The 14,389-nt window shown below is 74.2% G+C and carries 13 protein-coding genes; 7 read left to right on the forward strand and 6 right to left on the reverse strand.

Annotated elements, in window-relative coordinates; translation table 11 throughout:
• Positions 1–124 precede the first annotated feature (124 nt).
• On the forward strand, positions 125–913 hold the full coding sequence (locus ACN28F_RS32140; RefSeq protein ID WP_289206182.1) for an endonuclease/exonuclease/phosphatase family protein: 789 nt from the start codon (positions 125–127) through the stop codon (positions 911–913).
• Here the strand turns inward: ACN28F_RS32140 and ACN28F_RS32145 are convergent.
• On the reverse strand, positions 900–1,922 hold the full coding sequence (locus ACN28F_RS32145; RefSeq protein ID WP_289206183.1) for a tyrosine-type recombinase/integrase: 1,023 nt from the start codon (positions 1,920–1,922) through the stop codon (positions 900–902). The two genes, ACN28F_RS32140 and ACN28F_RS32145, sit on opposite strands and share 14 nt — an antisense overlap.
• 371 nt (positions 1,923–2,293) lie before the next feature.
• Between ACN28F_RS32145 and ACN28F_RS32150 the strand changes: the two genes are divergently transcribed.
• Positions 2,294–2,791, forward strand: coding sequence for a hypothetical protein (locus ACN28F_RS32150; protein ID WP_289206184.1), 498 nt, complete (start codon positions 2,294–2,296; stop codon positions 2,789–2,791).
• Between the two features lie 42 nt (positions 2,792–2,833).
• Here ACN28F_RS32150 and ACN28F_RS32155 read toward each other — a convergent pair whose 3' ends face one another.
• Complete coding sequence (locus ACN28F_RS32155) at positions 2,834–3,562, reverse strand: SDR family NAD(P)-dependent oxidoreductase (RefSeq protein ID WP_421356776.1); 729 nt, start codon at positions 3,560–3,562, stop codon at positions 2,834–2,836.
• 73 nt (positions 3,563–3,635) lie between these two features.
• Here ACN28F_RS32155 and ACN28F_RS32160 point away from each other — a divergent pair, with 73 nt between their 5' ends.
• Positions 3,636–4,484, forward strand: a complete 849-nt coding sequence (locus tag ACN28F_RS32160; RefSeq protein WP_421356763.1) for a patatin-like phospholipase family protein — start codon at positions 3,636–3,638, stop codon at positions 4,482–4,484.
• A gap of 88 nt (positions 4,485–4,572) precedes the next feature.
• The gene (locus ACN28F_RS32165) at positions 4,573–5,277 is read left to right on the forward strand and encodes a hypothetical protein (RefSeq protein WP_289210961.1); all 705 of its coding nucleotides are present in this window, start codon (positions 4,573–4,575) and stop codon (positions 5,275–5,277) included.
• Positions 5,278–5,355: 78 nt separating this feature from the next.
• Here ACN28F_RS32165 and cydB read toward each other — a convergent pair whose 3' ends face one another.
• Together cydB and ACN28F_RS32175 are read right to left on the reverse strand one after the other, a co-directional pair.
• The gene (cydB, locus tag ACN28F_RS32170; protein ID WP_289206187.1) at positions 5,356–6,354 is read right to left on the reverse strand and encodes a cytochrome d ubiquinol oxidase subunit II; all 999 of its coding nucleotides are present in this window, start codon (positions 6,352–6,354) and stop codon (positions 5,356–5,358) included.
• A gap of 18 nt (positions 6,355–6,372) precedes the next feature.
• Positions 6,373–7,794, reverse strand: coding sequence for a cytochrome ubiquinol oxidase subunit I (locus ACN28F_RS32175; protein ID WP_421356762.1), 1,422 nt, complete (start codon positions 7,792–7,794; stop codon positions 6,373–6,375).
• A 165-nt stretch (positions 7,795–7,959) separates the two neighbouring features.
• On the opposite strand from ACN28F_RS32175, the gene ACN28F_RS32180 reads away from it, so the two are divergent.
• Positions 7,960–8,793 carry a lysophospholipid acyltransferase family protein gene (locus ACN28F_RS32180; protein WP_289206189.1) on the forward strand — a complete coding sequence of 278 codons (834 nt, stop codon included), beginning with the start codon at positions 7,960–7,962 and terminating at the stop codon, positions 8,791–8,793.
• 22 nt (positions 8,794–8,815) lie between these two features.
• Here the strand turns inward: ACN28F_RS32180 and ACN28F_RS32185 are convergent, their stop codons facing one another.
• Entirely contained in the window at positions 8,816–9,337 is a 522-nt protein-coding gene (locus tag ACN28F_RS32185) for a LuxR family transcriptional regulator (protein WP_289206190.1), read from the reverse strand.
• Entirely contained in the window at positions 9,334–11,916 is a 2,583-nt protein-coding gene (locus ACN28F_RS32190) for a LuxR C-terminal-related transcriptional regulator (RefSeq protein ID WP_421356761.1), read from the reverse strand. Before ACN28F_RS32190 ends, ACN28F_RS32185 begins: the two co-directional genes overlap by 4 nt.
• Positions 11,917–12,145: 229 nt before the next feature.
• On the opposite strand from ACN28F_RS32190, the gene ACN28F_RS32195 reads away from it, so the two are divergent.
• Together ACN28F_RS32195 and ACN28F_RS32200 are read left to right on the forward strand one after the other, a co-directional pair.
• Complete coding sequence (locus ACN28F_RS32195) at positions 12,146–13,672, forward strand: dynamin family protein (protein WP_289206192.1); 1,527 nt, start codon at positions 12,146–12,148, stop codon at positions 13,670–13,672.
• The coding region (locus ACN28F_RS32200) for a dynamin family protein (protein WP_421361187.1) at positions 13,669–14,389 on the forward strand (721 nt) is incomplete at its 3' end. The genes ACN28F_RS32195 and ACN28F_RS32200, both read left to right, overlap by 4 nt.

Genomic DNA, 14,389 nt, shown 5'->3' on the forward strand with positions numbered 1-14,389 from the left:
CCCCGCCGCCGCCGCACCCACACCCCCCACCAGCCCACCGCCACGAACAGCAACGACGAGCAGCACAACGCCTTCACCACCATCCCGACACCCTCCCACAACCCGCACCCCGTAGGGTGCTCACGTGCGCATGGCCACCTTCAACCTGCTGCACGGACGTTCACCCCACGACGGCCAGGTCGACCCCCACCGGATCACCACCGCCATCACCAACCTCGACGCCGACATCCTCGCCCTGCAGGAAGTCGACCGCGGCCAACCCCGCAGCGCCCACCACGACCTGACCGCGCTCGCCGCCGCCGCCCTGGCCGCAGCCACCCACCGCTTCGCCGCCGCCATCGTCGGCACCCCCGGCGACACCTTCCGTGCCCCCCACCACGACCACGACGGCCACGACGAACCCTGCTACGGCGTCAGCCTGATCAGCCGCTACCCGGCCCGGCACTGGCAGATCACCCGGCTCGACCCCGCCCCGGTGCGCTCACCCGTCCTCGTCGCCGACCCGACACCCCGGCTGCTGCTGTTACGCGACGAACCCCGCGTCCTGCTCACCGCCGTCCTGGACACCCCGCACGGGCCCGTCACCGTCGCCGCCACCCATCTGTCCTTCGTTCCCGGCTGGAACGTGCGCCAACTACGGGCCGTCACCCGTTCCCTGCGGGCGCTGCCACCACCACGGCTGCTGCTCGGCGACCTCAACCTTCCGGCCGGGCTGGCCGCCGCCGTCACCGGCTGGCAGCCACTGGCCCGCCGGCCCACCTACCCCACACCGCGACCCCGCGTCCAACTCGACCACATCCTGCTCGACCCACACGGCGCGCCACCGGCCCTGACCACCGTCACCCACGTCGCCACCCCCGCGCTCGACGTCTCCGACCACCGGCCGCTCGTCGTCACCGTCACCGGTCGGTGACCGGTGACGCATCCGTCACCAGCCGCTGCAGCGACCGGTTCGACCGGTTGGCCCGCACCGCCGCCCGCTGCTGGTCGGCCGTGACGTCGATGTAGTGCTGACTCGCCGTCAGGCTCGCGTGGCCGAGTAGCCGCATGATCTCGGCGGCGTTGGCGCCGTCCTCGGCCAACCGGGTGGCGAACGTGTGCCGCAGCGCGTGCAGCGCCGCGCCACGGGGTACCCGCTCGACGATCCCGGCCCGCCGGAAGCACGACCGCACCAGATACTGCAGCCCGCCCCGGCGCAGGGCATCCCCGGCCCGGTCGACCAGCAGGGCACCGTCGGGGCGTACCGACCGGGGTCCGAAGCGTCGTCGCCGACTGGCGAGGTAGCCGGCGATCGCGGCGTCCAGAGCGGGCTCCACCGGCACGGTCCGGAACCGTCCGCCCTTGCCGGCCACCTCGAGACGTCGTTCGCCGTCACGGCCGGTCATCGACCCCACCCGCAGCGCCAGCAGCTCACCGAGACGCAGGCCGGCGCAGAGCGCCAACGCGACGACGGCAAGGTCCCGTTCCGGCCAGGGATCGCGTTGGCGCTCGTCGCCGCGGGCGGCGGCTGCCAGCAGCGTTTCCGGGGTCTCCTCGCCGCGCAGCGGTTTCGGCACCGGCAGCGGAGCGCGGGGCCGCCCGACGGCGGGCATCGGATTGCCCGCCACGGCGCCTTCGGCGACCAGGAAAGTGAAGAACGAGTTCCAGGTCGACCAGGCGCGGTGCACCGAGGCGGGGGAGCGGGGAGCGGCGAACCGGGCGAACGCCGCCCGCAGCTGTCGCTGCCCGACGGCACTCAGCGGCAGCTGCGCGGCGGTCGGGGTGGTCGCGTCGGCGGGGGAGTCGTCGACGATCAGTCGCAGTACGGCGGTCAGGTCGCGGCGGTAGGCCTGCAGGGTGTGGGGGGAGGGCTTACGGGAGGCCCGGTCGGTGAGGAAGTCCTCGACCGCCTGACCCATCAGATAATCCGACAAATCGTGCATAACGGATATTATGCATCACTTCTCGCGGTGCGGCCAGAGCGGCGGGGCGAGTGCGGCAACCCACGCCCACGGCCAGGGAAGGTGCTGACGCGCCGTCGGATGCGCCCGTGACGGGCCGCCGCAGGGAAGGTCGCCGGGCGGCCCGTCACGGGCGACGACCGGTCACGCCGCGACGCGGCGACGGCGGACGGCTGCCAGCCGCCGGAGCTGCCGCATCAGCGACGGCGGCGCAAGTCTCGATGAACCGGCCAGCTGCCATCGGCCTGCGTTCCGACCCGGGCCCCGAACGCAGGACTCCACCACTCGCTAGTTGACATAATGTACATTATCGAACCAGTACGGGGATCGTCGTCGAGCCGTACCATCGACGGGTGCGCACCCGTCGCCGGACCCTGCTGTCGGCCCTCGTCCACAGCGCGCTGCTCGCCGGCTGCGCCCCGTACGGACAGACCGCCGACTACCCGTGGTACACCGACGCCGAGGCGCTCTACGCCGCCGCCGACCTGATCGTCGTCGGCACCCCCGACGGCGGCGAACGCCGCGACGTCACGATCTCCAGTGACGGCGACACCATGGCGCACCAGGTCTTCAGCGTCACCGTCTCCCAGGTGTTCAAAGGCGACGCCGCGACGGGCACCACGGTCCTGGTCAAACAGACGCTCGACGAGGCCCGGTCCGCCGACTCCGGGCTGGTCGACGGTCAGCCGGCGCTGCTGTTCCTCGAGGTGTACGACGACGTGCCGACGTCGCTGCTCAACCCGGACCAGGGCTGGTACCGGATCGATCCTTCCGGGGAACCGACGCCGCTGCCGGGCAATCCGGTGCCGGTGTCCCTGACGCAGCTCGCCCGGTTCGCGGATCGGCCGTGAGCCAGGGCCTGCCGCTGGCCGCTGGGCGGTCCGCCGGCCGGGTCACAGGCCGCCGGCGACCCGGATCACCGTCCCCGTGGTGTAGGACGCCTCGTCGCCCAGCAGCCAGGCGACGGCACCGGCGATCTCCTGCGGCTGCCCGGCCCGGCGCAGCGGCACCATCGGCGCGACCCGGTCCGGTCGGTTCGGCTCACCGGACAGGGTGTGGATGTCGGTGTGCACGGTGCCGGGAGCGACGCCGTTGACCCGGATGCCCCGGGGGCCGAGCTCCTTGGCCAGACCGACGGTGAGGGCGTCGGTGGCGGCCTTGACGGCGGCGTAGTGGACGTACTCGCCGGGGCTGCCGAGGGTGGCGGCGGCGGACGAGACGTTGACGATGGCGCCGCCGGCGCCCATCCGGCGGGCGGCCTGCTGGGCGCAGAGGACGTACCCGATGAGGTTGACGTCCACGACCCGGCGCAGGTCGTCGACGGTGAGGTCGACGAAGGGTCCGATCCGGCTGGTGACGCCGGCGTTGTTGACCAGGCCGGTGAGCGCGCCGAGGTCGGCGGCGGCGTCGAACAGCGCGGCGACCCCCGCCGGATCGGTGGTGTCGACGGCGACCGTGACCGCCCGGCGGCCCGCCGCCTGCACGTCGTCGCGGACCGCGTGGGCGGCGGCGGCGTCGCGCCGGTAGCCGATGACGAGGTCGTGTCCGGCGGCGGCGAGGCGGCGTACGGTGGCCGCGCCGATCCCCCGGCTGCCGCCGGTGACCACGGTGACCGGTGCCATGGTGTCCCCTCTCCCCTGCGGTGTGTCGTCGGCGGTGACGTTACCGCCGACGTCGCGGGGCAATAGGACAGGTATGGCGGGTAGGCGTGCGGTGGTGCTGGGCAGCGGCGGGGTGACCGGGGTGGCCTGGCAGATCGGGGTGTTGGCCGGGTTGGCGCGGGCCGGGGTGGAGTTGGGCGTGGCGGATCTGGTGGTCGGTACCTCGGCGGGCGCGGTGGTGGGTGCGCAGCTGCGCTCGGGGGCGGATCTGGATCAGCTGTACGCGGGGCAGCTGGTGGCCGGTGAGCCGTCGACGGACCGGATGGGTCCGGGTGCGGTGTCGTGTCTGCTGTGGGCGGCGGTGTGCAGCGGGGACGGGCGGCGGGCGCGGGCGCGGATCGGCCGGTACGCGGCGGCCTTCGCGGCGGGGTCGGCGGTGTCGCGGCGGCCGGTGTTCGAGGAGGCGTTGCCGGTGTGGTCGTGGCCGGAGCGGCCGTTGTGGGTGACGGCGGTGGACGCCGAGACGGGTGAGCTGGTGGTGTTCGACGGGTCACGGCCGGGGGTGGACCTGGTCGACGCGGTGTCGGCGAGTTGCGCGGTGCCGGGGGTGTGGCCGCCGGTGGTGGTCGGTGGGCGGCGGTTGATCGACGGTGGGATGCGGTCGGCGGCGAACGCGGATCTGGCGGCGGGGTACGCGTCGGTGGTGGTGTTGGCGCCGATCACGTGGGGGTTGGGCTGGTTGGCGCCGGTGGCGCGGCAGGTGGCGGGGTTGTCGGGGCAGGTGGTGGTGGTGTCGCCGGACCGGGCGGCGAGGCGGGTGATCGGGCGGCGGTTGCTGGATCCGGCGCGGCGGCCGGGTGCGGCGCGGGCGGGGTGGCGGCAGGGGTCGGCGGCGGCCGGCCAGGTGGGTCGGGTGTGGTCGGGTGGTGCCGCGTCGGGGTGAGCGGGGGTGGTGGGGTGCGGTCGGCGGTGTCGGCGGCGGCTGGTAGGAAGGCAGCACTCAAACAGGTGTACGGACGGAAAGGGTGCTGATGGTTGCCGCGGGCGCTGGTGCGGGTGGGTTGTCGGACGAGGAGTTGGGGGTGATCCGGGAGGCGGTGGCTGCTGGGCGTAAGCCGAAGGTGATGTTCACCGAGTCGGCGGGGCAGATCGCCGGGCAGGTGGGTCAGGTGGTGGGCCTGGCGGATCCGGCGGTGTCCGACGAGTGGGTGGTGGTGCGGTTCGGTCGTGACGAGTTGCCGTTCTCCCCCGGTGATCTGGTGGTGGCGCCGCGGGGTGCGGGTGCGCGGCGGCCGGCGGCGGAGCCGGTGGTCGACCCGGTGCCGGTGGTGCCGGAGCCGGAGTTCAAGTTGGGTGAGCCGCCGGTGGTGGTGCCGGCGCGGCGGGAGCAGGTGGAGGAGTCGACGGTGGACGAGGGTGCGCAGCGCCCGGCGCGTCGGGCGGCGAAGGCGGTGAAGCCGAAGGCGCCGGCCGGGTTGACGGTGACGTTGGCGTATGCCGACGGTGAGTGGACGGTGGCGGCGGCGCAGGGCGCGAAGGCGTTGGCGAAGCCGTACGTGATCCGGCCGGCGGAGGCGTTGAAGATGGTGGCGTTGGTGGATGTGCCGGGGGTGCATGAGGCGGTGGAGCAGATCCTGGCGTCGGAGCGGGCCGAGGCGCAGCGGCAGGCGGAGAAGTTGCGGGCGGAGTTGGCGGAGGTGGAGGCGCGGTTGGCGGAGTTGCCGGAGGTGGGTTGACGTCGGGCCTGTGGGTGGTGCCCCCGGTGGTTGGTCGCGCCGGGGGCACCGTCGTGTGCGGGTCGGTGGCTGGTGGAGTCAGTGGCTGGGTTGGTCGGTGACGTGGACGCGGTGGCGGAACACCCAGTAGGTCCAGCCCTGGTAGAGCAGGACGACGGGGGTGAGTGCGGCGGCGACCCAGGTCATGATCGTCAGGGTGTAGGTGGTGGAGGCGGCGTTGGTGGTGGTCAGGGTGCCGGCGGGGTCGCCGGTGGAGGGTAGGACGGTCGGGAACAGGGCGGTGAACAGGGCGGCGACGGCGAGGCCGATGGCGGTGGCGGTGCCGGTGAAGGCCCAGCCTTCGCGGCGTACCTGGTTGGCGGCCAGGCCGGCGACGAGGGCGAGGGCGGCGGTGACGGCGAGGACGACGGCGGTGGGGTTGGCGCGGATGGTGAGGGTCCAGGTGAGGAATCCGACGGCGAGCGCGGCAGCGGTCAGGCCGGTCCAGGTGGCGACGCGGCGGGCGCGGTGGCGCAGGTCGCCGGTGGTCTTGAGGGCGAGGAAGACGGCGCCGTGGGTGACGAACAGGGCGGTGGTGGTGGCGCCGCCGAGCAGGGCGTAGGGGTTGAGCAGGGTGAGCAGGGTGCCGGTGTATTCGTGGTCGGCGTCCAGGGGTACGCCGCGCACGATGTTGGCGAAGGCGACGCCCCAGAGTGCGGCGGGTAGCAGTGAGCCGATGAAGATGGCGTTGTCCCAGCGGCGGCGCCAGTGGGGTTCGTCTCGTTTGTCGCGGTATTCGAAGGCGACGCCGCGCAGGATGAGGGCGATGAGGATGAGCAGTAGCGGTAGGTAGAAGCCGGAGAACAGGGTGGCGTACCACTCGGGGAAGGCGGCGAACATGGCGCCGCCGGCGGTGATGAGCCAGACCTCGTTGCCGTCCCAGACGGGGCCGATGGTGGTGATGGCGGCGCGTCGTTCGGGTTCGGTGCGGCCGATGAGGCGGGCGAGGATGCCGACGCCGAAGTCGAAGCCTTCGAGGATGAAGTATCCGGTGAAGAGTACGGCGATGAGCCCAAACCAGACGGTGGTGAGTTCCACGAGGGGTCTCCGGGGTGGTCAGTGGGTGGCGGCGAGGGGCCGGTCGAGGGTGGTGTCGTCGTCGGTGTCGTCCGGTGGGGGTGGGTCGGTGAGGTCGGGCAGTCCGTTTCGGGCGTAGCGGATGAGGAGCTTGACCTCGATGACGGCGAGGGTGGCGTAGATGAGGGTGAAGGCGGTGAAAGAGGTGAGGACTTCGGTGAGGGAGACGCTGCGGCTGACGCCGTCGCGGGTGAGCATTTCGCCGAAGACGATCCAGGGTTGGCGGCCCATTTCGGTGAAGATCCAGCCGAAGGTGTTGGCCAGTAGTGGTAGGACGGGCAGGGTGAGGCCGGCGCGCAGCAGCCAGCGTCCGGTGGGGGTGCGGCCGCGGCGGGTGGTCCACAGGGCCCAGAGGGCGATGGCGGCGGTGGCGAGGCCGAATCCGATCATGAAGCGGAAGCTCCAGTAGGTGACGGGGATGATCGGGGTGTAGTTGCCGGGGCCGTACTGGGCGGCGTACTGGGCCTGCAGGTCGTTGATGCCCTGGACCTGGCCGGTGGGGTCGCCGGTGGACAGCCAGGACAGCAGGTACGGGATCTTGAGGGCCCAGATTTCGCGGCTGCCGTCGAGGGTGCCGACGGTGACGACGGAGAAGGAGGCGGGGCTTTCGGTGGTGTAGAGGCCTTCGGCGGCGGCCATCTTCATGGGCTGGACCTGGGTCATGATCTTGCCTTGGATGTCGCCGGTGATGATGACGGCAGCGGTGGCGGCCAGGGTGGTCCAGGCGCCGATCTTGGTGGCGGTGCGGAAGGCGGGGGTGTCGGGGCCGTCGGGGTGGCGGATGAGGTGCCAGAGGGCGACGGCCAGGACGAGGGCGCCGGCGACCATGAAGCAGCCGGCGAGGGTGTGCGGGAAGGTGATGAGGGTGACCTTGTTGGTGAGTACGGCGATGAAGTCGGTGAGTTCGGCGCGGCCGGTGTCCGGGTTGATGCGGTAGCCGACGGGGTTCTGCATCCAGGAGTTGGCGGCGAGGATGAACCAGGCGCTGATGATGCTGCCGAACGAGGCGAGCCAGATGGTGGCCAGGTGCAGGGCTTTGGGGAGCCGGTTCCAGCCGAAGATCCACAGTCCGAGGAAGGTGGATTCGAGGAAGAAGGCGAGCAGGGCTTCGATGGCCAGGGGTACGCCGAAGATGTCGCCGACGAACCGGGAGTAGTCGCTCCAGTTCATGCCGAACTGGAATTCCTGGACGATGCCGGTGACGATGCCCATGGCGAAGTTGATGAGGAACAGTTTTCCGTAGAACTTGGTGAGTTTGAGGTAGCGGTCGTCGCCGGTGCGGTGCCAGGCGGTCTGCAGGATGGCGACGAGCAGGCTGAGGCCGATGGTGAGTGGGACGAACAGGAAGTGGTAGACGGTGGTGACACCGAACTGCCAGCGGGCTATGTCGAGCGCGTCCACGGCTCCCCCATCTAGTTACTACAAGGCGTAGTACATACTACGGCCTGTCGTGGAACGGGCCAGGGGCGGTGGTCCCGACGGGAGAGGGCCGTCGGTCCCGACCCTCGCGGGACGGTCGGCACGGGGCGCCCGTGGCGGGCCGGACTGTGCGACGATCGACCGCTGATGGACACCCCCACTCCCCCTGCCCCGACGCCCTGGCGGCCGCCGCCGCTGTGGCGGCTGCTGCAGGTCGCCGCCCGGATCGTCGTCGGGCTGCTCGCCCGGCTGCGGGTCACCGGCGACGTACCGGACGCGCTGCGGCACGGACCGCTGATCCTGGCCGCCAACCACATCAGCCCGTTCGACCCGGTCGCGCTCGCCGCCGCCTGCCGCGTGCGGCGGGTCGCCCCCCGGGTGCTCGCCACCGGCGGGCTGTTCCGGGCCCCGGTGGTCGGCCCGGTGATGCGCCGCGCCGGGCACATCCGGGTCGACCGGCGCACCGACACCGTCGCCCAGGCGCTCGACGCCGCCGTGGCGGCCGTCGCTGGCGGCGCGGTGGTCCTGGTCTACCCGGAAGGGCGCATCGGTCTCGACCCGTGGATGTGGCCCGAACGCGGCCGCACGGGTACCGCGCGGCTCGCGCTGGCCAGCGGCGCGGTGGTGGTGCCGGTGGCCCAGTGGGGGGCCCACGAGGTGCTGCCGTGGGCGGCACCCCGCGGCCTGGGCCGCGCGGTGCTACGGGCGGTGCTGCGCCGCCCGGTGGTCCGGGTCCACTTCGGCGCCCCGGTGGACCTGTCCGGGGTCGACCCGGCGCGGCCGGGCGCCGCGCAACGCGCGACCCAACGGATCATCGACGCCCTCACCGACGAGTTGGCGGCGTTGCGCCCGGACGAGCCGCAGGCACCCCGGCACGTCGACGTGACCCGACCGGTCGACGTGAGTCGGCGACACCGCCGGGGCCGGGTCGACGCGGCGGACGACGCCCCGGCCGCCGGCCAGGCACCGGACGGCGGCTGACGGCGCCGTACCCGGTGCCGGTTCAGCGGGAGCGTTGCCGCAGGTAGGCCAGGACGGCCTCGCGGGTGGTGCGGACCCCGAACGCCGCGCGGGCCTGCGCGATGCGGCGGTTCGCGGTCCGCAACGACAGGAACTCGGCGGCGGCGGCCGCGGCGATCGTCTCGCCGTTGGCGAGCCGGTCGAGCAGGGCCCGCTGCTCCGGCACCAGGACGGAGTCGACCGGTGACGCCGGCGGGCCGACGTCACCGTGGCGCAGCACCGGGCCGAGCCGGCCGAGGTCGTCGACCAGGGCCCGACCGACGTCGCCGCCCGGGTCGACCACCGCGACGACGGCGGCACCCCGGGCGGCGGCCAGCGCCACCAGGGCCACGGTGTCGGCGTCGGTGACCCGGCCGTGCAGGGCCAGTCGGGCGGCGGTCAGGTCCCAGGCGGCCTCGGTCAACGCGAAGCCTTCCCGGACGGTCCAGCCGTCGCGGGCGAGCCGCCGCAGAACGGCGTTCGCCTCGGTGGAGCTGGACAGGACGTAGCGCGGCGGTGCGCTCATCGGTCGGTCTCCATGGCCAGGGCGGCTGCTTCGGTGCGGGTGCGGGCACCGAGTTTACGCATCCCGGCCCGGACGTGGGTTTCCACGGTTTCGGTGGAGATGCCGAGTTGGCCGGCGATGCGGCGGGTCGGCTCGCCCTGGGCGACCAGCCGCAGCACGTCACGTTCCCGGCCGGTGAGCAGCTCACCGTCGCGGGTGCCCCGGTCGTCGCGGCGTACCGCGTGCCGGCGCAGCGCACGTCGGCAGCGGCCCAGCAGTACGACCAGGCCGGCGCGCGCGGCGATGCGTTCCGCGGCGAGCAGGGCGGGCACCGCGCGGTGCGGGTCGGCTTCGTGCAGGCCCTGGGCGAGCAGGCAGCGGACCTGTTCGCGAACGCTGACGTCGGGCCAGGTGGCGGCGGCGGCGCCGAACCGGCGCGGGTCGGCCGTCGACCAGGCGGCCAGCGTCGCCGCTACCGGTGCCGGCAGCGTCGGTGGTGTCCCGGCGGCCGGCGGCGGTGTCACCGTGGGGGTGTCGTGGGCGGCCCAGTGGGCGGTGATCCGCCGCAGTCCGTCGACCAGCGGTGACGCGCTCGGCGCAGCGGCGGCACCGGTGGTCGGGTCGGTGCCGGCAGGCGCGGCGGCTCTGTCGGGTTGACCGTCGAGCCAGGCCGCTTCCCGGGCGACCCAGTCCAGCAGGCCCGGCGGCGGCGCGGTCGCGGTGGTGGCGGCGGCGAGCCGGGCCCGGGCGGCCGCGAGCAGTCCGCCGTCGGCTTCGAGCAGGCCCGCCGTGGCGGTGGCGTAGCGGTGGGCGGTGGCGGGCAGGGTGCGGTCGGTGAGGTCGGCGGCGGCGCGCAGCAGCGCGTCGGTGGCGGTGGGCAGTGTGTCGGTGGGTGCGGGCGGGTCGTCGCCGACCGGGCCGGGCTGGTCCCCTGCCGACGGTTCACCGCGCAGTGCCAGGCACCACAGGCGGGCGGCGAGGAAACGGGTCTGCCAGCTGTAGGCCAGGTCGGCGGCGCAGGCGGCCGCGGCGGCGGTGGCGGCGTGCGCGGCCTCGGCGAGCCGGCCGTCGCCGGTGAGGGTCTCGACCAGCTGCCAGGCGCTCCACCGGGCGGTCAGCAGGTCGCCGTCGGCGGCCGCCGCGGCGGCGGTGCCGGCGAGCCGGTGTTCCCAGCCGGGGGTGCGGTCGGCGGCGGCGACGGCGGCCAGCGCCGCGCGCAGGCCGACGTGGGTCGGCGTGGCGCCGTGGCGGGCGGTGACGGCGGCGGCACGGCGGGCCGCCGCCGTCGGGTCGACGGCGAGGTCGGCCAGCAGCAGCACCCGGTCGGCGGTCGCGGCGGGCGGCGACGTGGCGGCCGGGTGGTCGGTGACGCGGGCGGCCAGGGCGGCGGCGGTGGCGCGGGCGGCGGCGAGCTCCCCGGCCTGCAGCAGCGCTTCGGCGCGCAGGGCGGCGACCTCGTCGCTGACGTCGGAGTCGGCGGCGTCGAGCAGGGTCAGGGCGTGGCGGGGCCGGCCGGTGGTCAGGGCGGCCCGGGCCGCGTCGAGCCGCACGGTGGCGGTGGCGGCGGGCTGGTCGCAGGCGAACAGCAGCGCCTCGGCGCGGGCGCCGCCGGTGGTGGCGTCGGCGGCAGCGGTCACGGCCCGCTGGTAGGCGGCGTCGGTGTCGCCGGCGGCGGCGAGGTGCCGGGCGGCTTCCAGAGGGTCGGTGACCAGGTCGGCGAGGCGTCGGTGCAGGGCTCGGCGGCTGGCGGCGTCGAGCAGGCCGGCGGCCACGTCGGCCTGGTACGGCGACACCGGGGTGATCAGGCCGGTGGCGGCGGTGACCAGGCCGGCGTCGGTGAGTTCGGCGACGCCGTCGCCGAGAGCGGCGGCGGGTGCCGGCCGGCCGAGCAGGCCGAGGGCGGCCAGGGCGGTGCGGGCCGGCCGGGTGAGGTCGGCCAGGGCGGCGGCGACGGCGTAGGCGACCTGGTCGAGGTCGGTGGTGTCGGGTGGCGGCGGCGAGGTGCGGGCGGTGCGGTGGCGGGCCAGGGCGGTGGCGGCCAGCGGGTTGCCGCCGGCGCGTCGGGCCAGGTCGGTGACGGTCGCCGGGTCCAGGCCGGGGGCGGTACGGCGGATCAGGTCGGCGGTGGCCGTCGGGTCCAGCGCCGGGAGCGCCAGCCACAGGGCGTCGCCGTCGCGCAGCGGGTCGATGGCGGCGGCGGGCAGCGGGTGCGGGGTGCGCAGGGCGACGACGACCCGGCAGTGGCGGGCCACGGCGGGCAGGGCGGCGACGGTGACCGGGTCGGCCCACTGCAGGTCGTCGAGGACGAGCAGGCCGTGGCGTACCCGGGAGCGGACCGCCTCGGCGAGCAGCGCCACGTCGTGGGTGGGTAGCCGGACCCGCAGGGCGTGGCTGAGGGGGAACGCGGGGACGTGGCGCAGGGCGGTGAGAGCGCCGCCGGGGTGGACCGGGCCGGGCGACGCCGTGGCGACGCGGCGCAGCGTGGTGGTGCGGCCGCTGCCGGGCACGCCGGTGATGACGACGAGGCCGGGGCGGGTGAGCCGGGCGGCGGCGGCCGCCGCCACGTCGGTGGCGTGAGCGCCGTCGGCTGGTTGCCGCACCCGTCCTCCCCCGCTTTTCCGGCTCGTGGCCCTCCCCGGGCGAAGGTGGCACGAACATGGGATCCTGCGCCGGAGAGGATATTCGTACTGTGGATGTCGGTGGTGGGCGCACCACCGCGTGCCGTGCTGTCGGGAGGACGACCAGCGAGATGAGCGGGTACCACCGTTGGGCGTGGCGTCATTGTCGCCGACCCTGTGGGGCGGTGACCAATCCGTGGGTGCGGGGCCGTTGAGCAGCCGGGTCGCGGCGTTGTGTGACGAGGTGGGTCCCCGGGTGGGTGCGCCGACCGGTGGTGAGGTGGCGCGGGTCCGGCGGCGGTTGGACGAGCCGCTGCGGGTGGCGATCGCCGGGCGGCTCAAGGCGGGCAAGTCGACGCTGGTCAACGCGTTGATCGGGCGGCGGGTGGCGCCGACGGAGGTTGGTGAGTGCACCCGGGTGGTCACCCAGTTCCGGTACGGCACCGCCGACCGGGTGGACGTGGTGCGCCGCGACGGCGTACGGGTCAGTCTGCCGTTGGATCCGACGGGGATGATCCCGCAGCGGCTGGGGGTGCCGACGGCGCGGATCGCGTTCGTCGACGTCACCTTGACCAGTGACCATCTGCGGGAGTTGACGGTGATCGACACGCCGGGGCTGTCGTCGGCCAGCACCGGGGTCAGTGACGCGGCGCGCCGGTACCTGTTCGCCGGTGCCGGCGCGGACTCCCCAGACGCAGGTGAGGCGACGGCGCCGTTCGACGCCGGGATCGACGACGACTCCGTCGGGGCGGTCTCCGGCGCCGAGGCGATCGTGTACGTGTTCACCCAGTCGGTGCGTGACGACGACGTACGGGCGTTGGAGGCGTTCCGGGCGGTGTCGGCGCGGTTGTCGAGCAGCCCGATCAACTCGGTCGGGTTGTTCAACAAGGTCGACAAGTTGGTGGCCGGTGGTGCCGATCCGTGGCCGGTGGCGGCGCCGCTGGCCGCCGACCAGACGCGGGTGCTGCGTCGGATCGTGTCGGACGTGGTGCCGGCGGTCGGGTTGCTGGCGGAGACGACCGAGGCGGGCCGGTTGACGGCGGCCGACTGTGAGGCGTTGCGGACGTTGGCGCAGGTGCCGGCGGCGCAGTGGACGGTGCTGACCGCGTCGGTGGACCTGTTCGTGTCCCGGGACTGCCCGGTGCCGCGGGCGCAGCGGGAACGGCTGCTGGCGCTGCTGGACCTGTACGGGATCGGGTTCGCGGTGGCGCAGCTGCGGGCGGCGCCGCAGTTGGCGTCCGGGGACCTGGTGCGGGCGTTGTACGCGGCGTCGGGGTTTCCGCGGCTGCGGCACACCGTGGACGAGGCGTTCCGGTGGCGCACCGACGCGATCAAGGCCGGGTGGGCGTTGTCGACGCTGGAGAAGGTGGCCAGCCACACGGCGCATCCCGGTGACCGGGAGACGCTGCGCGACGCGATCGAGCGGCTGCTGCACCAGCCGGAGTACCACCGGCTGCGGCTGCTGGAGGTGGCGCAGCAGGTGACCACGGGCAGTGTGGAGCTGCCGGAGGCGATGGAGCAGGAGTTGACCCGGTTGGCGTTGTCGGCGGATCCGCGCTGGGTGCTGGAACTGCCGGCGGCGTCGGTGGAGCAGTTGGCGGCGGCGGCGGTGGAGGCGGCCACCCGGTGGCGGGTGTTCGCCGTCGCCGGGGCGTCACCGGCGCAGTCACGGGTGGCGTTGGTGGCCCACCGGGGGTTCCATCTGCTGTCGCAGCAGGTACGGGCGGTGCGCCGGTGAGCGGCGGGGCCGGGTCGGCGGCGTTGGGCACGTTGCTGACCGGGGCGGTCGACACGTGCCTGGGGTTCGTGCGTGGCCTGGACCCGGACGCGGCGGCGGAGATCGACGCCCAGCGGCGCCGGGAGGTGACCCGGCCGTCGGTGGTGGTCGTCGGGGAAACGAAACGTGGCAAGAGTTCCCTGGTGAACGCGTTGATCGGGGTGACCGGGTTGTCGCCGGTGGACGCGGCGGTGGCGACGTCGGCGTACCTGGAGTTCGACCACGGGCCGGTGACGGCGGCGCGGGCGTTCGTGCCGGGTGAGGCCGAGGCGGTGGACGTGCCGGTGGACCGGCTGCGGGACTGGGCCACGGTGTCGGGGGTGCTGCCGCAGGGGGCGCGTCCGCCGAGGCGGATCGCGGTGACCTGCCCGGCGCCGCTGCTGCGGTACGTGTCGCTGGTGGACACCCCGGGCGCGGGTGGGCTGGACCCGGCGCACACCGAGATCGCGTTGGACGCGGTGTCGCGGGCGGCGGCGCTGCTGTTCGTGGTGGACGCCTCGACCCCGTTCACCCGGCCCGAGCTGGATTTCCTGATCGAGGCGAGCAAGCGGGTCAACGTGGTGGTGTTCGCGTTGACGAAGACCGACGCTTACCCGGGTTGGCGCACGATCCTGGCCGACAACCGGGCCCAGCTGCAGGCGCACGCGCCCCGGTTCGCGGCCGCCGCGTGGTTCCCGG

The sequence above is a fragment of the Solwaraspora sp. WMMA2101 genome (assembly GCF_049179175.1).
In the GTDB taxonomy this organism is placed as follows: domain Bacteria; phylum Actinomycetota; class Actinomycetes; order Mycobacteriales; family Micromonosporaceae; genus Micromonospora_E.

Excerpts from the sequence above, each read along its gene's own strand:
- ACN28F_RS32185 (WP_289206190.1), bottom strand. The coding sequence starts at position 9,337 with ATGAGCGCACCGCCGCGCTACGTCCTGTCCAGCTCCACCGAGGCGAAC.
- ACN28F_RS32165 (WP_289210961.1), top strand. The coding sequence starts at position 4,573 with ATGGTTGCCGCGGGCGCTGGTGCGGGTGGGTTGTCGGACGAGGAGTTG.
- ACN28F_RS32145 (WP_289206183.1), bottom strand. The coding sequence starts at position 1,922 with ATGCACGATTTGTCGGATTATCTGATGGGTCAGGCGGTCGAGGACTTC.
- ACN28F_RS32180 (WP_289206189.1), top strand. The coding sequence starts at position 7,960 with ATGGACACCCCCACTCCCCCTGCCCCGACGCCCTGGCGGCCGCCGCCG.
- ACN28F_RS32155 (WP_421356776.1), bottom strand. The coding sequence starts at position 3,562 with ATGGCACCGGTCACCGTGGTCACCGGCGGCAGCCGGGGGATCGGCGCG.
- ACN28F_RS32160 (WP_421356763.1), top strand. The coding sequence starts at position 3,636 with ATGGCGGGTAGGCGTGCGGTGGTGCTGGGCAGCGGCGGGGTGACCGGG.